This window comes from Desulfovibrio sp. TomC, assembly GCF_000801335.2.
Classification (GTDB): domain Bacteria; phylum Desulfobacterota; class Desulfovibrionia; order Desulfovibrionales; family Desulfovibrionaceae; genus Solidesulfovibrio.
The window spans coordinates 22551-43331 of the sequence record NZ_JSEH01000030.1 but is presented as its reverse complement, the minus strand read 5'-3'; the positions used below and the strand labels follow the sequence as shown (position 1 = coordinate 43331).

Annotated in this window: 18 protein-coding genes; 8 read left to right on the top strand and 10 right to left on the bottom strand. The window is 62.5% G+C overall.

Annotation, left to right across the window (positions count from 1 at the left end):
- Positions 1-315: 315 nt before the first annotated feature.
- The 5 genes from mgtA to NY78_RS19845 all read right to left on the bottom strand — a co-directional run bounded on the left by mgtA (position 316) and on the right by NY78_RS19845 (position 7154).
- A complete protein-coding gene (mgtA, locus tag NY78_RS19865; protein ID WP_043640064.1) occupies positions 316-3093 on the bottom strand; it encodes a magnesium-translocating P-type ATPase in 2778 nt (925 codons plus the stop codon).
- 54 nt (positions 3094-3147) lie between these two features.
- The gene (locus NY78_RS19860; protein ID WP_043640062.1) at positions 3148-4230 is read right to left on the bottom strand and encodes an HprK-related kinase B; all 1083 of its coding nucleotides are present in this window, start codon (positions 4228-4230) and stop codon (positions 3148-3150) included.
- A complete protein-coding gene (locus NY78_RS19855) occupies positions 4227-5111 on the bottom strand; it encodes a GAK system ATP-grasp enzyme (RefSeq protein ID WP_043640059.1) in 885 nt (294 codons plus the stop codon). Before NY78_RS19855 ends, NY78_RS19860 begins: the two co-directional genes overlap by 4 nt.
- Before the next feature lie 137 nt (positions 5112-5248).
- The gene (locus tag NY78_RS19850; protein WP_043640056.1) at positions 5249-6880 is read right to left on the bottom strand and encodes a PhoU domain-containing protein; all 1632 of its coding nucleotides are present in this window, start codon (positions 6878-6880) and stop codon (positions 5249-5251) included.
- Positions 6873-7154, bottom strand: a complete 282-nt coding sequence (locus tag NY78_RS19845; RefSeq protein WP_043640052.1) for an amphi-Trp domain-containing protein — start codon at positions 7152-7154, stop codon at positions 6873-6875. Before NY78_RS19845 ends, NY78_RS19850 begins: the two co-directional genes overlap by 8 nt.
- A 226-nt stretch (positions 7155-7380) precedes the next feature.
- Between NY78_RS19845 and NY78_RS19840 the strand changes: the two genes are divergently transcribed.
- The 3 genes from NY78_RS19840 to hemW all read left to right on the top strand — a co-directional run bounded on the left by NY78_RS19840 (position 7381) and on the right by hemW (position 10328).
- Positions 7381-7563, top strand: coding sequence for a hypothetical protein (locus NY78_RS19840; RefSeq protein ID WP_043640051.1), 183 nt, complete (start codon positions 7381-7383; stop codon positions 7561-7563).
- 72 nt (positions 7564-7635) lie between these two features.
- The gene (locus tag NY78_RS19835) at positions 7636-9087 is read left to right on the top strand and encodes an inorganic phosphate transporter (protein ID WP_043640050.1); all 1452 of its coding nucleotides are present in this window, start codon (positions 7636-7638) and stop codon (positions 9085-9087) included.
- A gap of 113 nt (positions 9088-9200) precedes the next feature.
- Positions 9201-10328: a radical SAM family heme chaperone HemW gene (hemW, locus tag NY78_RS19830; RefSeq protein WP_043640048.1), complete on the top strand. Its 1128-nt coding sequence runs from the start codon at positions 9201-9203 to the stop codon at positions 10326-10328.
- Here the strand turns inward: hemW and NY78_RS19825 are convergent.
- Positions 10322-11710 (bottom strand): M23 family metallopeptidase, encoded by a 1389-nt coding sequence (locus NY78_RS19825; protein WP_043640047.1) that lies wholly within the window; start codon positions 11708-11710, stop codon positions 10322-10324. The genes hemW and NY78_RS19825 overlap by 7 nt on opposite strands.
- Positions 11711-12211: 501 nt before the next feature.
- On the opposite strand from NY78_RS19825, the gene NY78_RS19820 reads away from it, so the two are divergent.
- Positions 12212-12841, top strand: coding sequence for a hypothetical protein (locus NY78_RS19820; RefSeq protein ID WP_156181018.1), 630 nt, complete (start codon positions 12212-12214; stop codon positions 12839-12841).
- Between the two features lie 231 nt (positions 12842-13072).
- On the opposite strand, the gene NY78_RS19815 is transcribed toward NY78_RS19820, so the two are convergent.
- Positions 13073-14140: a glycerophosphodiester phosphodiesterase gene (locus NY78_RS19815; protein ID WP_043640045.1), complete on the bottom strand. Its 1068-nt coding sequence runs from the start codon at positions 14138-14140 to the stop codon at positions 13073-13075.
- 155 nt (positions 14141-14295) lie between these two features.
- Between NY78_RS19815 and NY78_RS19810 the strand changes: the two genes are divergently transcribed.
- The 4 genes from NY78_RS19810 to NY78_RS19795 all read left to right on the top strand — a co-directional run bounded on the left by NY78_RS19810 (position 14296) and on the right by NY78_RS19795 (position 17127).
- Complete coding sequence (locus tag NY78_RS19810) at positions 14296-15486, top strand: putative sensor domain DACNV-containing protein (protein ID WP_043640108.1); 1191 nt, start codon at positions 14296-14298, stop codon at positions 15484-15486.
- A gap of 112 nt (positions 15487-15598) precedes the next feature.
- On the top strand, positions 15599-15976 hold the full coding sequence (locus NY78_RS19805) for a PilZ domain-containing protein (protein WP_043640043.1): 378 nt from the start codon (positions 15599-15601) through the stop codon (positions 15974-15976).
- Complete coding sequence (locus NY78_RS19800) at positions 15973-16608, top strand: tetratricopeptide repeat protein (protein WP_231584051.1); 636 nt, start codon at positions 15973-15975, stop codon at positions 16606-16608. The genes NY78_RS19805 and NY78_RS19800 overlap by 4 nt, the downstream gene beginning before the upstream one ends.
- 156 nt (positions 16609-16764) lie before the next feature.
- Positions 16765-17127, top strand: coding sequence for a hypothetical protein (locus tag NY78_RS19795; protein WP_082140117.1), 363 nt, complete (start codon positions 16765-16767; stop codon positions 17125-17127).
- A 72-nt stretch (positions 17128-17199) separates the two neighbouring features.
- Here the strand turns inward: NY78_RS19795 and nadB are convergent, their stop codons facing one another.
- The 3 genes from nadB to nadC all read right to left on the bottom strand — a co-directional run bounded on the left by nadB (position 17200) and on the right by nadC (position 20778).
- The gene (nadB, locus tag NY78_RS19790; RefSeq protein WP_043640041.1) at positions 17200-18780 is read right to left on the bottom strand and encodes an L-aspartate oxidase; all 1581 of its coding nucleotides are present in this window, start codon (positions 18778-18780) and stop codon (positions 17200-17202) included.
- Between the two features lie 73 nt (positions 18781-18853).
- Positions 18854-19885 carry a quinolinate synthase NadA gene (nadA, locus tag NY78_RS19785; RefSeq protein ID WP_043640039.1) on the bottom strand — a complete coding sequence of 344 codons (1032 nt, stop codon included), beginning with the start codon at positions 19883-19885 and terminating at the stop codon, positions 18854-18856.
- Positions 19882-20778, bottom strand: a complete 897-nt coding sequence (gene nadC / locus NY78_RS19780) for a carboxylating nicotinate-nucleotide diphosphorylase (RefSeq protein WP_043640038.1) — start codon at positions 20776-20778, stop codon at positions 19882-19884. The genes nadA and nadC overlap by 4 nt, the downstream gene beginning before the upstream one ends.
- Positions 20779-20781 lie beyond the last annotated feature (3 nt).

The window sequence follows — 20781 nt, the reverse complement described above, 5'->3', positions numbered from 1 at the left end:
CCGTTTCCCCCGAAACGACCAAGCCCGGTTGCGCAAGCAGCCGGGCTTTTTTATTTTAATCGCCGAGGGTTGGCCACTCTCCGGAGGCTGGCCTGGCAGTGCACTGCGCTTGGTCGGACCGCGTTTTTGTTTGGCCGAATGGTCTGACCGGTATGCGGCGCGCGTCTGCAGGTGTCGTGGTGGCTAGTCGTGCGGTGGGTCATCCGGCGCATCGGTCACGACCGTTGCGGCAACCGAAAAACGCCGGGAAGCGTCCTTGGTACGGACGATCCCGGCGTGTTGTGACCGAATGGCCAGGAGGTCCCTTGGACCACGCTAGCTGGAGCAGGAGGCGATACGCCTGACCACCCAGGTTTTAACGATCTGGGCCAGACACATGTAGCAGAAAATGACCAGGGCAATGAGGCCCCAATAGCTCGCGGGCGGGACCACCAGGCCGAAATAGTCGGCCAGGGGGGAAAACGGCAACCACACGCCCACAGCGCAGATGGCCACGGTGGTAAAGCCGAGCATGAAACTGGAGCGGCTTTGCAGGAAGGGTATCTTGTCCGTGCGAATGACGTGGACAATAAGGGTCTGGGACAGCAAGGACTCAATGAACCAGCCGGTCTGAAACAAAGCGGCATTGTCCCAGGCCCCGAAGACATGGAGCAGGATAAAGAAGGTGACGTAGTCAAACAGCGAACTGACCGGGCCAAGATACAGGATGTAGCGCCGAATGTCGTCGATGCGCCAGCGCTTGGGCTGCTTGGCTATTTCGGCGTCCACGTTGTCGGTGGGGATGGCCGTCTGGGAGAAGTCGTACATGAGATTGTTCACCAGGATCTGGATGGGCAGCATCGGGAGATAGGGCAGGAAGGCGCTGGCCCCAAGCACGCTGAACATGTTGCCGAAATTCGAGCTGGCGCCCATGCGGATGTACTTGGTGATGTTGAAAAAGATCTTGCGCCCCTCGGCCACGCCGTGCTCAAGGACGGCCAGACTCTTTTCCAGCAGGATGATGTCGGCCGATTCCTTGGCCACGTCCACCGCCGAATCCACGGAAATGCCGATGTCGGCCGCCCGCAGGGCCGGGGCGTCGTTGATGCCGTCGCCCATAAATCCCACCACATGGCCGCGCGCCCGCAGCGCCTTGACGATGGCCTCCTTCTGCATGGGGTCGAGCTTGGCAAACACATGGCAGATTTCCACGGCCTCGGCCAGTTCGGCCTCGGTCATGGCGGCCACGGCCTCGCCGGTGATGAGATGGTCGCCGGCGTCGAAGCGGACTTCACGGCAGATTTTGGCGGTAATGACGGCGTTGTCGCCGGTAAGGATCTTGGGCTGGATACCCAGGGCCAGCATGGCGGCCAGGGCGTCGGCCGCCGTGTCCTTGGGCGGATCGAGGAAGGCGAGGTAGCCCATGAGCGTCAGGTTGCACTCGTCGGCCACGGCAAAGTCATGGCGCGAGCCGTCAACCTCCGCAAAGGCCAGGGCCACCACCCGGAAGCCGTCGTCATTGAGTTCGTGGACCAGCTCCTGCATGGTTTCCCGATGCACGTCGTCGAGCGGGGATATGACCCCGTCGTGCAGGCAGTCGCGGCATTGGGCGAAGACTTCTTCGGCTGCGCCCTTGCAGATGAGGATCGCCCTGCCGGTTTGGGTGTCCCGGACGATGACGCTCAGGCGGCGGCGCATGAAGTCAAAGGGGATTTCATCCAGCAGCTCGTAGCGGGAAGGGTCGATGTGGGCTCCGACCTGGTCGCCGGAAGAGATGACCGCCATGTCCAGGGCATTTCGCAGGCCGGTTTGCAGCTTGCTGTTGACGTAGGCGTATTCCAGCACCGAATTGTCCTCTTCGCCGGTGACGTCGAGGTATTTTTCCAGGATGATCTTGTCCTGGGTGAGGGTGCCGGTCTTGTCGGTGCAAAGGATGTCGATGGCCCCGAAGTTCTGGATGGCGTCCAAGCGTTTGACGATAACCTTGTGCTTGGCCATGGCCAGCGCGCCCTTGGACAGGCACACCGTCACCACCATGGGCAACATTTCCGGGGTCAGCCCCACGGCCACGGCCAGGGCGAACATGAACGCGCCCATCCAGTCGCCGGTGGTAGCCCCGTTTATGACAAACACAAAGGGCACCATGACCATCATGAACCGCAGCATGAGCATGGTAAACTTCTTGATGCCCTTGTCGAAATCCGTCTCAGGCCGCTTTTCCGAGAGCTTGGCCGCGATGCCGCCGAAATAGGTCCGCGTCCCGGTGGCCATGACCAGGGCCGTGGCCGAACCCGAGACCACGTTGGTGCCCATGAAACACATGGCCAGATCGCCCAGGCCGGTCTCCCCCTCGATCGGGGGTTGGCCAGGGGCGCGGGCGACTTTTTCCACCGGCAGAGCCTCGCCGGTCAGCATGGCCTGGTTGACGTGGAGGTCCTTGGCCCGCACCAGCTGGACATCGGCCGGGACCATGTCGCCGGCCGACAACAGGACCATGTCGCCAGGGACCACCTCGGTCATGGGGATTTCCTGCTGCTCGCCGTCACGCAGGACGGTGGCCGTGGTGTGGACCATCTTTTTAAGCTGCTCGGCAGCCGTGTCGGCCTTGGCCTCCTGGATGACTTTGAGCGTCACGCCGAGCACGGCCATGCCGATGATGACTACGGCCGAACGCACGTCATTGGTCGCATAGGAGATGCCGCCCAGGACAAAGAGCAGGAGCACCAGGGGATTTTTTACGGCATCGACAATGCGGCTGGACAGGGTGATGCGTTTGGACGTTCCGGCCTGATTGAGCCCATACTGGCGCAGGCGTTCCCGGGCCTGGGCCGAGGTCAGGCCGGCCACAGCCGGCTTTCCCATGGGGACCGGCTCCGTCAGACGGGCTCCGGTGCGCTCGACCTCGGCCCAAAGGGCGTGGAGATGGGTAAACGCCTCGTAGGGCGCGATCTTGTTCTTGGCCGCCAGCGTGGCGAAGACGTTGGCTTTCTGGGAAAAATGTTCGAGGTGCTTGAGGAATTCCTCCTCCGGAGCGAGGCTTTGGACCTCGACCTCCGGGGAGACGGTCGGATGCCGGGCCGCCTCAAGGGCGGCCTGTTGCGTCGGATCAGTCATGAAGACTCCATCACTGTTGGACTGTCGGTCCAAAGCATCCGGTCGCCGCTGCCGTTAGCGGCGCACAGATTCCAGAAAGGTGAGACATTCCCGGGCCGCCTTAGGGAAATCCACGCCGCCGTCGATTTCCAAGACCGGCAGATCGCCAAGCAGCTCGAGGTAGGCCTTCTGGCTGGCCATGGACGGCTCGGACGGGTCTTCGAATTCGTAAAAAAGCCCCACGTCCTTCATGAAGGCCGGCATCAGATCGCGGCGCTGGTTTAAGTCAACGCGGGCGGTGGTCAGCGGCGAGGCGTCGCGCTTCCAGCGCAGGATGACCAGTCCGGCCATGGGGCAGGCCAGTTTGAATCGGCCCGGGCCGAAGCATGTATCGATGAAGGCGTCGTACTTGTGTTCGAGATCCCACAATTCGGACTGGGGCAGGGCGGCAAAGCGGGCGCGGTCTTCGGCGTTCATGACCGAGGCCAGCGCCGGGTTGTTGAGCACCGTGCCGGGGTTGACCCGGGGCATCTTGGCCACCCCGGCCATGGTCAGGGAGTTCCCCTCCCGGGACACCATGACCCGGTCGTTGCTGATGAAATCCGTGCCATGGCGCATGATTTCAAGGGCCAGGGTGGATTTGCCGGCTCCGGAAAACCCGGCGATGACCAGCCCTGCGCCGGCCTGGGCAACGCCGGCGGCGTGGAAGAGCAGGGCGCCGTGCTTGAGACGCCATTCAATGAAGCGGTTGTTGATGAAGTTGACGATCTGGTTGTCGTTTTCGATGCACGGGCCGACGGCGTAGTTTTTGCCCTGACCAAACAGAAAGACCAGCCCGGTGGTGAGTTTTCGCACCACACGCCCGTCGGGCAGGTCGACGGAGGCTTCCTTGAGCTTGGTCTTGCCGGGCTCCCGGGCATGGACGGCCAGCGGCAGGTCGAAGGCCGGCGGTCCGGCCTCAATGGCTGTCATCTCGATGGTGGTGGTCCCGCCGCTGCCGAGGAAGTCGCGGAAATAGTCGCCAAGCTTGTTGGTCAGCGCCTGGGAATTGGTGGAGAGAACGACGGTGACGTCGGCAAAGGTCACCTCCAGGCGGTGGGCAAGAGGGGCCTCGGCCAGAATCGGGGCCATGAGTCCGGCTATGGTGGGCGTGCTCATCGGATATGCTCCAGGACGTAATCGGCATAGACGGCAGCGGCGTCAATGCCGCAGGCATCAAGCAGGCCACGGAAGCCGCCAAAGGCCGAGACTTCGTAGATGGCCGCCCCGGAGGGTGTTTCCACGACGTCGACGCAGGTAAAGGCCATGCCCGGAAAGAGGCTTTGGGCCTTGTGGGCCAGAGCGATGATTTCCGTGGACGGGGTATGGGGCACATAGCGTCCGCCGGTGCGGGTGGTGGTGTCCCAGGAGTTGCCGCTGCCTTGCCGGGCATAGGTTGCCAGATATTCGCCGCCGAGAAACGAGACACCCAGATCATGATGTCCACCGGCATGGGAGACCATCTTCTGGATGTACATGACCCGGTTGCCGGCCGCCTGATAGTCGGCGATTTCCTCATGGATTTCCGGGCCGTCCTCGATAACGGTCATGCCCCGGGCCTTGGAACTGTAAAGTGGCTTGAACACGGCCCGGCCGAAACGGGTTACCACGGCCGCGGCCTCGTCGATGTCCTCGGTGATTTCCGTCGGCGGCATGGGGATGCCGCCCCGACGAAGGACGGCTGTGCCGCTTAACCGGTCAATCAGGCGAAACATGCTGTCGGGATCGGAAAAGACCGGCAGCCCGCCGGAACGCAGGAACCGCAGGATTTCCATGCGGTCCAGGGCGTCGGGGGTGTAGGACGGGGCTATTTTCTTGACGATGAGCCCATCGAGGCTGGTCAGGTCCGTGCCCTGGTAAAAGGCTTTGCCCGTTTCCAGATCAAGGCGCACTTCGGCCATGTCGATGCACAGGCGATAGCCAGTGCGGGATTCCAGGGCGTCCAAGAGCCGCAAGGTGGACCAGCCGCCGGGGATGCCCACCACGCCAATTTTTTTCATTCTATCCTCCATGGTGCGTTGCGCAGATGTCTCGTGTGGCGTTCACAAAAAAACAGTTATGCTTTTTTGCGAATAAAAATAATGATTACTGCCTATTGCTGCGTCGAAAAGTGTCACGACATTTCCCGAACGCTGCACTAGTAGCACAGGGCGGCAAGCGGCAGCCGGAACGTCGCCGGATCGCCGGTATGGCCGATCACGCGTTCGAGCAGAAAGATGCCGCGATGAAACATCAGTTTGGAAAAGCGCTCACTGAGTTCAAAGCGCGTTGAGGTGATAAGCGACCGCCCAAGGCCGAGCGCCAGACGGATATCGAAGGTCGTATCATTTTTGCTTGCGGCAAAAGCCGCGGCAAAGCGGTAAAAATCCAGGATAACGGCGGTGAGCACCCGTCGTCGGGCCTTGTCGAAGACCGGCAGGCGGAAGTTGGAAACCATGTAGACCGACACATCCTGGACCAGATCCGTATCGGTCGAGCGGTGCAGGTCGATGTAGTGGATACGGTCTTCGGTCTGGTCGTAGAGGATGTTGTTGGTGTTGTAGTCGCCGTGGATGAGCACCGAGTAGGGCGCGGCCAGGTTGGTCTCGACGGCTTCGGCCGCGTCGAGGAGCGCGTCCAGAGACGGCAGGACAAACGAGCCGATGGCCCGGCGCTTGAGACGGAAGCCGGGATGGACGGTGAGGATTTCGGGCAGGCGGGCCCGCAATTGTTTGACGCAGCCGGCGGCCACCGGGGTCGCGGTCAGGGTTTTTTCCCACAGGGTCCTGGCCGTGCGGCATTGGGCGGCCAGCGCCCGGCCCAGGAGATCGAGGTCGCTTGACAGGGCCAGGTCCTGGATGGTCTGGCCGGGCAGCAGTTCGATCAGCATGGAACTGGTCTTTTTGCCCTCCCGAAAGGCCTCCAGTCGCGGGGCCAGGCCGGGCATGAGGGCTTCCCAGCGGGCAAAGTTGGCTGCTTCCTGGCGCAGCTTGGCGCTGTCGCCGTCTTTGAAGATCACTTCCTTGTGGCAGTCATCCTCGCCGCCGCGCTCCAGCACCCGGCCGATGCGGCAGCCCGAGCGCGTCCCCCAGATGGACTCGAATTCCAGGTCGGACAGCGGGTTTTCATGGCCGGACTCGGCCAGGATGTCGCTTAGGGCCGTGAACTGGCGAATTTTGAACTTGTCGCCGGTGATGCCGAAGATGGCGGCCTCGCCGACATTTAACAGGGCATCGCCCATGCGTTCCAGGTAGCGGAAGATAAAAAGCGTGGTCAGCAGATCGCCGGTGCCGAATCCCGAACGCAGTTCATCGCGGATGCGGTCGAACTCCTGCTTGTACAGGCGGTCGAGATGCAGCTCGCAGCGGCAGATTTTGAGGGCCGTCGCCATGTCCCGCTCAAGCACCGCCTTTGGCATCCAGGCCAGGGCATTCTGGATTTCCTGGAAAAACGGCTTGTAAGCATAGCGTTTGACGCATTCCGGGTCGTCGTAGTGCCGGGTCTGGCGCACCACGTTGACGGCATGGTCGCCCACCCGCTCAAGGTTGCTGCCGATGATGTGAAAGGCCCGGATGCGGGCGACTTCCGGCGCGCTTGGCCGGGTCTCGCCGTGCAGCGTGGCAAAGCAGGCGTTTTCGATGACGCTTTTCAGGTTGTCGATATAGTCGTCGCGGGCCTCGATCTTGGCGATGGCCTTCTCGTCACGGTGTTCCAAAACGGCAATCGTGCCTTCGATCTGACGTTCGATCTCGACAAGCAGGAATTTGAAATTGCGCTCGATCTCATGCATCGCCGTCGTCCCGGGCCGTGATGAGGAGCGGGGCATTACATTCCTGCTCGCGTTCCTTCCAGCGAAAGGTCAGCTTGAGCTTGCGGTCCTCGCCCTTGAGTTTGCCCTCGACGGTGACGGCCACCAGCCCCTTGGGAGCCAGGGTCAGCACGTCCTCGCCCTGGGTCAGGGTGATCTCGCCGGAGGCAAAACCGTCGCGCACCGCCTCGAGATAGGCGGCGATGGTATCGGGCTGTTGTAAGCCGTCATATTTGAAAAGCTTGTTCACGCGCATCCTCCTTGGGCTGGCCCGGGCGCACTATCCGGGACAGCGACAAAGCCTCTAGCATCCGAATATGAAGAAAAGGTGAAGCTTGGGCTGTTATTTTTGACACCGTTTGACACACTCGTCCAGGCGTGGCCGGCATCACCGGTTCGTCATACGGCAATGACGCAAATTTCACAGGCGAACCCTGTACCGGGCCAGGGCGATGGGCTAGGGTCGCTCTATGGAGGATCCTATGAGCCAGGAAGCGATTGATCGTTTTCTTTTGTGGTTGCAGGCCGACAAAGACCGGCTGCTCTTGGTCGGCGGAATGCCGGTCAAGGAACTGGTGGCCCATGCCGCGGCCCAGGGGTTTGTGTTCACCGTTGAGGAACTCAAGGCCCGGCAGGCTTTGGTGCATTTGGTTGAAGGGACCTAAATTGAATGTTTCTCTATGACAGTATTGCGACAATGGTTACGATTTTTTTGGGAGAAGGGGCGCTGGTATAGCATGATTCAACTATTCTCGAGTATTGATGGTCATACGCTGCTGCTGTTGGCCGTGTCCCTGGGAATCGCCCTGACCTTTGAATTCGTCAATGGCTTTCACGATACGGCCAATGCCGTGGCCACCGTTATTTACACAAAATCCTTAAGCGCCCGCACGGCCGTGGTTCTCTCCGGTATCTGCAATTTCTTCGGCGTGTCGCTTGGCGGCATCGCCGTGGCCTATGCCATCGTCCATCTCCTTCCGGTTGATCTGCTTGTTTCGGTCAACACCAACCTCGGTCTGGCCATGGTCTTCTCCCTGCTCGTTTCGGCCATCCTGTGGAATTTTGGCACCTGGTACCTGGGACTGCCGGCCTCAAGCTCCCATACGCTCATCGGCTCCATCCTGGGCGTCGGGGTGGCCAATGCCGTGCGCGAGGGATTGCCGGCCGGGTCCGGCGTCAACTGGCACATGGCCGTCGAGGTCGGCCTGTCCCTGCTTATTTCCCCGGTTATCGGCTTCCTCCTGGCCGGCGGGCTGCTGCTTCTCCTGCACCGGCTGCTCAAAAATCCGGCCCTGCACCAGCCGCCGGTGGGCGACGCGCCGCCGCCTTTTGGCATGCGTCTGGCCCTCATCCTGTCCGGCCTGGGCGTGAGTCTGGCCCATGGTTCCAACGACGGGCAGAAGGGCGTTGGTCTGATCATGCTCATTTTGATCGGCATTCTGCCCGGTATCTATGCCCTTGATGTGGACACCCCGGCCGAGGAAATGGCTGCGGTGCGCCGCGCTGCGGCCACGTTCACCGATTATTTCGACGCTCATCGCCTGGAGATCGCCACGGCCTACCAGACAGGCCAGATCGTTGCCTTGCCCCAGAAGTCCTCGGCCGTCTCCTGTGATGTCCGTCGGGCCGTGGCCGCCTCGGAAGCCATCCAGCAGCGTCTGGCTCTGTACGATTCCATTGCGGCCGTACCCCCGGCCGAACGCTGGACGCTGCGCACCGACATCCTGTGCCTCGACGATGCGGCCCGCATCATGGAAGGGCTGCCGGGCAACAAAACCGAGCAGCCCAATATCGGTGAATTGCGCAAAACCCTGCGCCGGCCCACGGAATACGCCCCGGACTGGGTGATTCTGGCTGTGTCCCTGGCCCTTGGCCTGGGCACCATGGTCGGCTGGAAGCGCATTGTGGTGACCATTGGCGAAAAAATCGGCAAAACCCGGCTGAGCTACGCCCAGGGGGCCTCGGCCCAGATTGTGGCCATGGTCACCATCGGTCTGGCCGACGGCCTGGGGCTGCCGGTGTCCACCACCCATGTCCTGGCCTCCGGGGTGGCCGGCACCATGGCGGCCCACAAAAGCGGACTCCAGATGCGCACCCTGCGCTCCATTGCCATGGCCTGGGTGTTCACGCTGCCGGCGGCCATGCTGCTTGGGGCCGGACTCTTTTTTCTCTTCTCCCGGCTGGCCTGAGGCGGGGTAGTACGCCCGAGCGCCGTGGCCCCGGGCTTGCCGGGGGCGGCGTTTGGGCCTAAAGACCGTTGTCGGCCATCAGGCCGGCAACGATCCCAACGTCCGGTCATCCCATGCTGCTCTATATTCACGTGCCCTTTTGCCGGAGCAAATGCCGGTATTGCGCTTTCGTCTCCAGGCCCCTCGACATGGCTGAGGTGGAGGTCTATGCCACGTCCCTGCCGCTGGAAATCCGCGCTTTCGGCAAGAAACTCGGCCGCCCCAAGGTCGAGACCATCTATTTCGGCGGCGGCACCCCAAGCCTGCTGCCGCCCTGGGCGTTAAGCCGCATTATCCCGGAACTCGTCAAGCACTTCGATATCCATCCGGCCGTGGAGTGGACTTTTGAGGCCAATCCCGATTCGGCCCTGGATGTGGACTATCTGCGCGCCCTGATCGGCTACGGGGTCAATCGCCTGAGTCTTGGGGTGCAAAGCTTTGCCGACGCCGACCTGCAGTTTCTCGGCCGTCCCCACAAGGCCAAGGCCGCCATGGCCGCGTTTGGCGCCGCCCGGCAGGCAGGCTTTGCCAATATCAGCCTGGATTTTATCTGGGGCCTGCCCGGTCAGCGCGAAGCCACCTGGCTGGAAAATCTCAAGACCGCAGTCCGCCTGCGTCCGGAACACCTGTCCTGCTACGGCCTGACCGTCGAACCGGAGACGCCGCTGGCCGCCCTGGCCGCGGCCGGGGAGCTGGAATTGCCTCTGGAAATCGAGCAGGGCCGCATGTACGTGCACGGGGCCGAATATCTGGAGGAGCAGGGCTACCTGCAATACGAGATTTCAAGCTTTGCCCGCATGGGCTTTCAAAGCCGCCACAACAGCGGCTATTGGGAAGGCCGGGATTATCTCGGGCTTGGACCGGGAGCGGTGTCGACGCTTGGCGGCGTGCGCCATGAAAATCCCCGCGACGTGCGCGAGTGGGCTGCCTTGGCCAAGACCGGGCGGTGCGGGATCGGGGGCGTGGCGCTGACCCGGGAGGAACGGGTGCGCGAATTTGTCATGCTCGCCCTGCGAACGGCCAAGGGGCTTCGTCTGTCGCTCTACCGGCGGTTGACGGGAATTGATTTTCTCAAGGAAAACGAAGGGCTCATTACCGCTTTGCGGCAAAACGAGCTGATTCGCATCAGCGCCGGCCATCTGCGGTTGACCAAGAACGGCTTTCTGGTCAGCAACCTCATCCTCGAACGTCTGCGCTATTGATTCCTGGCCGGGGCGGCCGGGGGCAGGTTGTCGGCCAGGGCGGTCGGCGGCTTGTGCCCGTCAAGAACGGCGGCCAGGATCAGGATATCCTCACGCAACTCCGCCAGCCGGGCGGGCGGCAGGGCCTCGGCCATGGCTTCGTTGTCAGCCAGGGTGTTGACCGGCCGGCCATTGGCATACATCCGAAAATCCAGATGCGGTCCTGTGGCGTAACCGGTTTCGCCGACATAGCCGATGACCTGTCCCTGAACCACCCTGGCCCCGGGGGCAAGGCCTTTGGCGAAGCGGCTTAAATGGTTATAGCGGGTGACGTAGGTCTTGCCGTGGCGCACGGTGACGTAGTTGCCGGCGGCGGGGTTGCGGCCGCGTTCAATGACCTCGCCGTCGCCAACGGTCCAGACCGGAGTGCCGGTCGGAGCGGCGTAGTCCACGCCGTAGTGCGCTTTTCGTACCTTGAGGATGGGGTGCAGCCGGGAACCGGTGAAGCCTGAGGTGACGCGCAGAAACGACAGAGGCGCCCGCAAAAACGCCTTGCGAAGGGGCTGGCCCCCGGCATCGTAATAGTCGAGCTTTCCCTTGTCGCCAAGGAGGCCAAAGCCCTCCAGTGTCCGCCCCTCGCCCACGTAGCGGGCCGCCAGGACCCGGCCGAGTCCGGCAAACTTGTTTTCCACGTAGCGTTCTTCCACCACGGCCTCGAAGGCGTCTCCAGGCTGGAGATCCCGGCTGCAATCGAGATCCGATGCAAAGACATCGGCCAGGGCCAGGGCTGTGGAAATATCGCCCCCGGCTTTGGTGACAGCCTCGGACAGATTGGTGCTGATGGTGGCTCGCAACAGTATCGGGCGCACTTCGCACTGGCGGGTTTCCACCCGGGCCGCCAGCTCGCCATCGGTCTCATCAATGACCAGCAATTCACTCGGGCTGATATCGTATTCAAAAGAAACCAGTTCCCGGTCACGAAGAGTCAGACGATAGGGCTGGCCCGAGCGCAGTTCGGAGAAGGAAAAGTCTTCAGGGTCGTTAAGCGATGCCAGTTTGTCCGCTGCGAGATGCCGGCCCAGGAGGGCGCTTAAGGTCTGGCCGGGCCGGACCTGGCCGGTGAGGGTTTCCTTGTCCGTGTCCTGGCCGTTTTGTGAGACTTCGGGTTTTCGCGTAAACAGGTTGTCTGTGGGATCGAATTGTTCGGCCGGCAGAGTCGGGGCGAGAGCCAGAGGGTTGGGCGGCCCCACGAGGACGGTCTGGGAGGGGAGGTCTCGGAGCAAGGTCACGACTGCCGCTGCTGCGGCGGCCAGGAAGAGCAGCACCAGGGCGGCCCGCCAGGGACGGCGTCTGGGTTTGAAAAACAGCGGACGGCCTGGGTTTCGCAGCGGCGGATAGGGCATAGGCAACATTTCCTATTTGCTCGCGGTGGCGGTTTGGCAGCGGCGTGGCTTGCCGGTGAGATGTCGTAACCCGGCCGCGTCTACTGGCAGCTTGGGAGTTGGGCAACGCTGCTCTTGCATCCTGTGACGGGCTTGGTGGTAAACAGATAATGAAAATTAATTCATGCAGCACTGTGGCCGTGAAAAAAAATGGTTCGTTTCGTCGCTTGTTTCGAGAGGGTAGCAGTTTTATCGAAGCGGTCAAGTGCGATTATTTGCTTGTCTTTTGTGTATAGTTTGTTGACAATTCTATGCAGTTGTCTAGTGATAGATTGAGAATATTTGTTTAAACTGTATAGTATTTAATTTAGTATCTGATTATACAGCCTTGAGATTCTATGTCGGCATCCTGTTCGGACTGTTATTTTCCCACAATCTTTGCAAGAATGCCGCGACGGCCATGCAGAGGCGTTTGAGCGGACTGTTCTGCCGTCAGGAAGCCCTGCTGCCCAGGAGACCGACATGACAGCTCAGAATCTCTTCGGTGCGAGGCCAAGCCCGGGTTCAGTCGCCGCCAACAGCCTCAGGCGGCGGTCGGGATGGGTGGTTGCCGGTGTCGTCTGCTTTCTGACTGTGGGCTGGCTGGCCCTGGCCGCCTGCTCCAGGGTGCCCGAACTGCCACAGCGGTATTTCGGATTGGCTTTTGGCGATGCCCCCCCCGCCGATCTGCTGCGCCAATCCGTCCCGTTACCGGAGGCCGTGTCCAAAAAACTCGTTTATTTCACTGCTCCGGACCGGCCGGCCACCCTCTGGGACACTGTCCTGGTCGAACCGGTCCTGGCCTTTTATGAGGGGCGCTTTTTCTCAGTCGATGCCGCCCTCAGCGACGCGACCGGGGTTTCGGGACTGGAAACGCGGCTGACCCGGGATTTCGGGCCGCCGCATTGCCGGGAGAGCACCGGGCAAAAGACCTGCCTGTGGCAGGCCGGTGCGGTCGAGATGGTTTTGGAAGGCCGCCCAGGCGGTGCGGCCCGGCTGATGGTCCGCCATGGGCCGACTACGGCCGCCGTGGCTGCGGCCCTGCCCCGGGAGGCCGGCAACGGGCCGGGCGAGGGTTCCCCCGGCCCGGCCGACGCTGAAGACGTCCGGTGATTGGCCCGGGCCCGGGGGGAGCCGGAGCAACGATGATTCCCGTCAAGCACAAGCACCTACAGGCACGATCCCCTCGCCGCTTTTCCTGCGCAACAGCCACTCGCCGGCTCGGCAACGCCCCCAGTCAAAGCAAACTCCCCCCCGGAGGGGATTCCAAAGGGACTCAGTCCCTTTGGCCGCCGGAGGCATTCCCCTCGCTTCTCTCACTCCCCCGGCCGCCGGAGGCTCTCGTTATTGACGGCTTAGAAACGCTTCGCGGGCGGCCACGGCGGTATCCGGGAAATCGGAGAAGACCCCGTCCACGCCGAGCGTAAAAAACTGCACGTATTCCTTGACGGGATCGCCGGCATAGTCCGGGGCCAGATACCGGGTTTCGTTGCGGAAGGTGTAGGGGTGGACGGTGAGTCCGGCGGCGTGGGCATCGGCCACAACCGAGTTTGGGGCCGCCAAGGTCTTGTCCGGGTTTTCCTTGAGGATAAGCCGCTTCCAGGGACCGATGCCCTGGGCGAACCCGGCGATTTCAGCCAGGGCCGTGGGGGCAAGCAGATCGGCGTAGGTGCGCTTGTCATTGGCCGCGACGAAATCATAGGGCCGCATGTCCGGTTCGTCGTACAGAAAGACCAGACGGACCTTGGTCATCTGGTGCAGATCCTTGAGGTTTTGTATCTCGAAGGACTGGATGAAAACCGGTGAGTCAGCCTTGTCGTAGCCGTTTTTATCGAGAATTTCCACCAGCCGACCTTCCAGGGGCAGACCAATGCCGCGAAAGTAGGTGGGGTGCTTGGTCTCGGGATAGAGGCCGATGACCCGGCCGGTTGCAGCTTCCTTGCGTTTGACCAGGGCGATGATTTCTTCGAAGGTGGGGATGGTGAATTGGCCGTCGTAGCTGTGGTCCCGAAAATCAAGCCGTTCCTTGGCCCGCAGGGTCTTGATCTCGGCCAGGGTGAAGTCTTCGGTGAAAAATCCTTCGATTTCCCTGCCATCAATGGACTTTTGGGTTTTGCGATCCGGAAATTTTGTGGCCACGTCCGTGGTGCCGGAAATGTCGTTTTCATGGCGGGCGATCAGGATGCCGTCTTTGGTGGCCACCAGGTCCGGTTCGATGAAGTCGGCTCCCAGGTCGATACCCAGCTCGTAGGAGGCCAACGTGTGTTCGGGCCGATGGCCGCAGGCTCCCCGGTGGCCGATAATGATGGGGACGACAGCACGGGACTGGGCCAGGGCCTCCCCGACCAGAACGCCAAAAACGGTCAGGATCAGGGCGGCGGCCACAACAAGCCGGGGCAGCGTGACAGGCATGGCGATCTCCTTTGGAAGCGGGTTGGCGCAGCGTCGGGAATACGACCCAGGTCCCGGGCAACAGCATAACCGATCAACGACGTTTGGGCGACGATTGTCGAGCCAATCTCCCGGCCGGGTTTGACAGCTGCCGGGAGCGGTCCTACAAGGCCCGAATGCAGGTATCCACAGTCCCCGCACCAGATCCCGGACCCGCCGGCCCCCTTGATCTGGCGGCCCGGCTTTGCCCCAATTCCACCATGCTTTCCGAGCCGGGTCTGGTCACGTTGATCGAAACCGCCTACCGGGCCAGCCTCAAGCGGGAGGAGGGACGCTATCCGTCGTTTCAGCTGTTTTCCCCCCTGGCCGGCGGCCCGGAACCGGTGCTCGACCTGCGCTTTTCCCCGCCCCAGCCCTATTGCCTCAATACCCTGCACCGCCTAAGCCCCGGCATCCCCCCCGGCCCCTACGCCTTTGTGGTCAAGGAAGGGCCGGAGGGACTTCGCACCGAGGGCGTGGCCCGGGTGGAATATTCCGGCTTTGGCGCGCTTCGCGGACGCATCGACTACCACGGCGGCACGCTGTTTCCTGGGTTGTCCCTGTATGTTTGCGCGCCGGCCCGGATGCGGGCGGTGCTGTTGTCCAAGGACAATCCGGCGGTCTACCTGGAACTGCGGGAAGGCCAGCTGACAAGTTGCCACGATAACGCTTTTTCCCCTGTCTTTTTGCCCCTTTGCCGTCAAGCCGCCATGGTTTTGGCCAACGGCCAGGACGATCCCGGGGCTTTGCCGAGTCTGGTCAAGGCCACCTTGGCCCGGGTTTTTTCCCTGGCCGTGGCTGCCGGGCACGGCGGCATGTTCGTCTTTCTGCCGCCCGGCCACCAAGGCGCCTGCCTCACAGACGGGCTGCTCTCCCCCGGCGTGGGGGTTGCCTGGCCCAACCTTGGCCGGGTGGCCCAGAATCTGGCCGCAGCCGGGGGCAATCAGGCCGTGCATCTGGAGCAGTGGGACACGGCCACCCGGGTGACGGCCCACGCCTCCTGCGTGGACGGAGCGGTGATTCTGGATGCGGCTTTGTCCGTGCTTGGTTTTCGCATCGAGTTGTTGGCCCGTGACGAGGACGCCCTGCCGGTGTGCGTCTCCCTGTCGCCGGAGTCCTGCGAACCTGCGGTAACGGGTGCGGTGGACATGGCCGTTTTCGGGACGCGGCATCGTTCGGCGGCCCGATTCTGCGCCCGGTTGCCGGGAGCCGTGGCCGTGGTGGTGTCCCAGGACGGCGAGATGCGGGAGTTTGTCCGACTTCCCGACGGCCGGGTGGGGGTGTGCGGGCCGCTCGTCCCCATGTCCGTTTCCGCTCCCGTGGCCTGACGATTTTTTGTCGCTTTATAAATGTCCGGGATGCGGCTATAGCAGATACGTTGACCAGGTATTGATGACGATGCCGGACAGGAACTCCTGTCTCGACGAAGTGAGGAATGGCATGGGAGCAGAAAAACGTCGTCGCAGCCGGGTGTGCGCCCAGTTCGACGCTTATGTGTATATCGACGGTGAGAAAATTCCGGTCAGTACCCAGAATATCAGCCTCAAGGGCGCGCTTTTCTGTCCCGAACCGCGTCTTGCCGCCGGTCGGGATTGTACGCTGGTGTTCGGGTTGGCCAAGGACATCAAGGTGCGCCTCAAGGCCACCATTGTCCGCTCCAGCGATGAAGGCGTGGCCATTGATTTCGAGAGTATGGACGAGAGCGCTTTTTTCCATCTGCGCAACATGGTGCGCTATTCCTCCGAGGATGCGGACCTTATCGACAAGGAATTGGAAGTGCCGGCCTTTGATCTGGATACCGAAGGGGGCGCGTCTTGAGGGGCCTTCGCTTTTTGGCCTGTCGTCTGGCCGGGCTTGCGGTCATGGCGGCTCTGTGCGGCGCTGTCGGTCCAGGCCCCGCAACCGCCGGCGGCCTGGATCAGGCCAAGGCCGCCCTTACGGCCCTTTCTGCCGAGGATTACCACGAGGCCGTGGCCCAGTTGACCGAGGCCATGGATTCCAATGAGTTGCCCGGCGAACAGGTGCACCTGTTTCTGGTCGCCCGGGGCTACGCCAAGGCTGCGCTTGGCGAATATAACGCAGCCATTGAAGACTATTCCAAGGCCTTGGACCAAAAAAAGGGCTATGTCGCAGCCCTTTACAATCGGGGCAATGCCTATTTTGCGCTCCATCATTACGATCTGGCGATAAACGACTACACCAAGGCCCTTGAGTTCGATGTCAAAGACGCCCGGGTTCTGAACAATCGCGGGGCCGCGTGGTTTAAAAAAGGCAATCTGCAAAGCTCCATGGCCAACTATTCCATGGCCATCGAAGCGGCTCCGGATGACCCCGACCTGTTTCTCAATCGCGGCAAGGTCTATGAGGCCCTGGGCGAGGCGGACAAGGCCCGGGAGGATTTTTTGCAGGTGAAAAAGCTCGACCCGTCGGCCAAAACCCCTCTCGATTGATTCCCTGCTGCCGTGTCCCCAAAGACAGGGCAGGCAGCCCTTGGCTAGGGGATCGGATCATGCACGCGCCCCAGTCCGGAAAAACCTTCTTGACTGGGGTGCGTGTGCATGCTTCTGTGTAGAGGTGGAAAAACCGATTCCAGGAGGAGGTCTCCTATGCGTTTTGAAAAATTATGGTTCAGTGCCTTGGCTCTGGGCTCGTTGCTGGCCTGCTCCGTCTGGCTGGCCGGGCCGGCAGTGGCTGCCGGTGAGAATACTTGGCAGGTGGCTCAGTACCAACAAGGCGGCCAGATGCAGGGCGGGCAGATGCAGGGCGGGCAGAAACAGGGTGGACAGAAACAGGGCGGCCAGCAGCAGCAACAGCAGGGCGGAATGCCGCAAGGGCAGCAGGGCGGCAACAATTCCTGCGTCCAGAGCTATCAGCGTTGCGTCATGATGTGTGCCGGCGTTGGAAACTGCGTCAACAACTGTAATATCGGGTATGCCGTGTGCCAGCAGCAACAGGGCGGCGGCAGCTAGACAGCTCACCGTATCGCATAAAAAAGGGCCGCAAACGCGGCCCTTTTTTATGGGTAGGGACGGCCTTGGTGGTTAGTCCACCCGGTAGTGGCAGCCGAGTGAACGCCGGTTCTGCATGGCTGCGATGGTGATGGTATAGGCGGCCTGGCAGCCGTGGAAGAGATCCACGATGGCTTTGCTCAAGGGCGTTTCGCGGTAAAAGTCATGGATGTGCTTGTTAAGCTCCCGCAAATCCTCGAAGGCGCGTTTGAGCCGCGAACTTGACCGGTTGATGCCCACATAGTTCCACATGGTATTACGGATGGTGGCCCAGTCCTGGGCAATGAGGGCCGGGTCTTCGTTGCGATTGGACCCGGGGCTGACCCAGTCCGGGATGCTGTCGAGCAACCGCCGTCCGATGGCCGTCTTGGACCCGGCCCGCTTGCCGATGTCCTGGCCGGCGCTCCAGCCCCAGACCAGACATTCGAGCAGCGAGGTGCTGGCCAGACGGTTGGCCCCGTGCAGACCCGTGCAGGCGCATTCGCCGGCAGCATACAGGCGCTCAAGCGTGGTGCGGCCGGTGTTGTCGGTCAATACGCCGCCGCAGAAATAGTGGGCGGCCGGCACGACCGGGATGGACTGCTTGGTGACGTCGATGCCAAGCTGCAAACAGCCCGTATAGACGGTCGGGAAGTGTTTCTCCAGGTCTTTGACGTAGGTGGCGACGTCGAGATAGACGCAGTCCTGGTCGGTCTTGAGCATCTCGGCCAGGATGGCCCGGGTGACGATGTCGCGTGGGGCCAGATCGGCCCGGGGATCGTAGCGTTGCATGAAGGGTTCGCCGGAGGCGTTGACCAGGCGCGCTCCTTCGCCGCGAAGGGCCTCGGTGACCAGCAAGCGGCGCTCGGCCCGGTGAAAAAGGGTCGTTGGGTGGAACTGGACGTATTCCACATTCATGACTTTGGCAAAGGCGCGCGAGGCCATGGCCAGGGCCGAACCAATGGCCGAGCGGGTATTGGAGGTGTGCAGGAACAGCCGGCCGCATCCGCCCGTGGCCAGGACGGTGAAGTCGGCCAGAATCGTTTCCACCTGTCCCGACACTTCGTTTAAGACATACGCCCCCAGGCATTGGCCCTGGAGCTGGTATTTGAATTCCAGGAGCGTGGCGTGGTGGTTGGAGGTCAGCAGATCGACGGCCGTGCGGCGGGTGAGCACCTTGATGTTGGGATTGGCTTTGACCGCGGCCATGAGCCCTTCCATGATGGCCCGGCCGGTCCGGTCGGCCATGTGGAGGATGCGGGCCACGCTATGGCCGCCTTCCTTGCCGAGGTGGTAGTCGTCGCTGGTGCCTTTGTGGTCAAAGGGCAGCTCCAGCCGGTCGATAAGCACGTCCTTGACCACCTGCGGGCCGCGCCGGGCCAGATACTTGACGGCCCGCACGGAATTGTGCCGCCAGCCGCAGGTCAAAATGTCGCGTTCGAGGAGCTGGGGCGAGTCGTCCGGGCCGCGATAGACGATGCCCCCCTGGGCCAGGGCGCTGTTGCCGTCGTCGAGCTCCTCGCCCGAGGTCAGCACGATCACTTCAAGGCCGGCGTCGGCCATGGACAGGGCGGCGGTCAGACCGGCCAGCCCGGAACCGATGACCAGGGCATTGGCGTGCATACGGTAGACCATGATGTTCTCCCTCTTTGTCGCCGGCCACGGCCCCCGGCGGCGCAGCGCAAGCGAAATGGCCCGGCCGCAGCGGTCAGGCGGAAACTTCGAGCATGCGCACCACGGCGGCGGTGGCCGGGGCGCGCACATCCTCGGGCACGGTCACCGGCTCGGCCGTGTCCAGGGCCTCCAGAGCGGCGAGCAGGTTGGCCTCGGTGCCCTTGGCCATGTTGGAACAGGCGCTTTGGCACAGCGGCCGGATGGTCTTTTGGCCCTGGTACTGGGTCGCCAGCCGGTTGACCAGATTGATTTCCGTGCCGATGACGATATCCGCCCCGGCCGGGGCCTCGGCCACGTATTTGATGATAAACGAAGTGGACCCGGCGGCGTCGGCCGCGGCCACGGTCTCGGGCGAGCATTCGGGATGGACCACCACCCGCACCCCTGGAGCCTTGGCCCGAAGGGCGGCGATGTCGGCCGCCTTGAACCGGGCATGGATGACGCACTGGCCGGGCCAGAAAAGCACTTCGGCCTTTTGGGCGGCGCCCAGGTTCAGGCGCGTGCCGCCGGCCCGGATGTCCAGGATGTGGCGGGCGGAGGCAGGGACGCCAAGCGTGTTGCAGGTGTTTTGCCCGAGCATCTTATCCGGCAGGAACAGCACGCCGCGCCCCTGGTCCATGGCCCAGCGCAGCATTTTGGGCGCGTTGGCCGAGGTGCAGACCGCTCCGCCACAGGCCCCGACCACGGCTTTGATGGCCGCCGAGGAATTGACGTAGGTCAGCGGCAACACGTCGCGGCCGGCTTCCCGCAGCCGGGCCAGCACCGTGGTCAGGAGCGGAGCCGGGGCCATCTCGGACATGACGCAGGCGGCCTCGCGCACCGGAATGTGGATGCGTTGGCCGGGCGCGGCCAGCATGGCCGCCGTCTCGGCCATGAAAAACACGCCGCAGAACATGATGTCCTTGGCGTCAAGGGCGGCGATTTTGCGCGACAGCTCCAGGGAATCACCCAGGATGTCGGCATGGCCGACCACGTCGTCGCACTGGTAGTGGTGGGCCAGGATGGCCAGATTGCGGCCGCGTTCCTGGCGTATGGCCGTGATCTTTTTTGATAAAGTAGGGTTCATGAGGCCACCGTCTCCTTGAGCAGCATGCTGAAGTCGGCGCTTTTGGCGGAATGGGTGATGCGCCCGACAGACACGAAATCCGGGCCGAGCGCGCCGATGCCGGCCAGAGCGTCCAGGTCCACGCCCCCGCTGACTTCCGTCTCGATGCCGGCCGGCACCAGGGCCAGGGCCTGGGCCATGGTTTCCCGGTCCATGTTGTCGAGCATGAGACGCTTGGGCGACTCGGCAACAGCCTGGGCTACTTCGGCCAGGGTACGGCATTCGATTTCAACGGGCGGCATGGTTTTCATACGGCCATGGTATGCTTTGCGCAAGGCGGCCATGGCCTGGGGAATGCCGCCGGCCCGGTCGATGTGGTTGTCCTTGAACATGAGCATCTCGGCCAGATCGATGCGGTGGTTGACGCCGCCGCCGCACAGGACCGCGTATTTTTCCGGGTAGCGCAGGCCGGGCAACGTCTTTCGGGTGTCGAGCAGCCGGGTTTTGGTGCCGGCCAAAGCGGCCACGGCCCGGGCGACCATGGTGGCGATGCCCGAGAGGTGGCACAGGAAATTGAGGATGACGCGCTCGGCCTTGAGCAGTGTCACGGCCGGACCGATCAGGGTGGCCACTACCATGCGGTCGGGGATGCGGTCGCCGTCGGCGGCGTGGAAGGTCAGGTCGCAGACGCCGGTCTGGCCCATACGGTCGATGACCAGATTGGCGATGGGCAGCCCGGCCGCCACAATGCCCTCTTCCTTGGCCACGATGGAGGCGGTCAGCCGGTCGGTCGGAGCGAAGATCGCCATGGAGGTGAGATCCGGGCCATCCTCTTCCAAGGCCAGATCAATGGCCCGGATGAGAAAGTCCCGGGCCTTGCCGGTAAAGAAGCGTTCGAAGCGTGGATCGGGCATGGA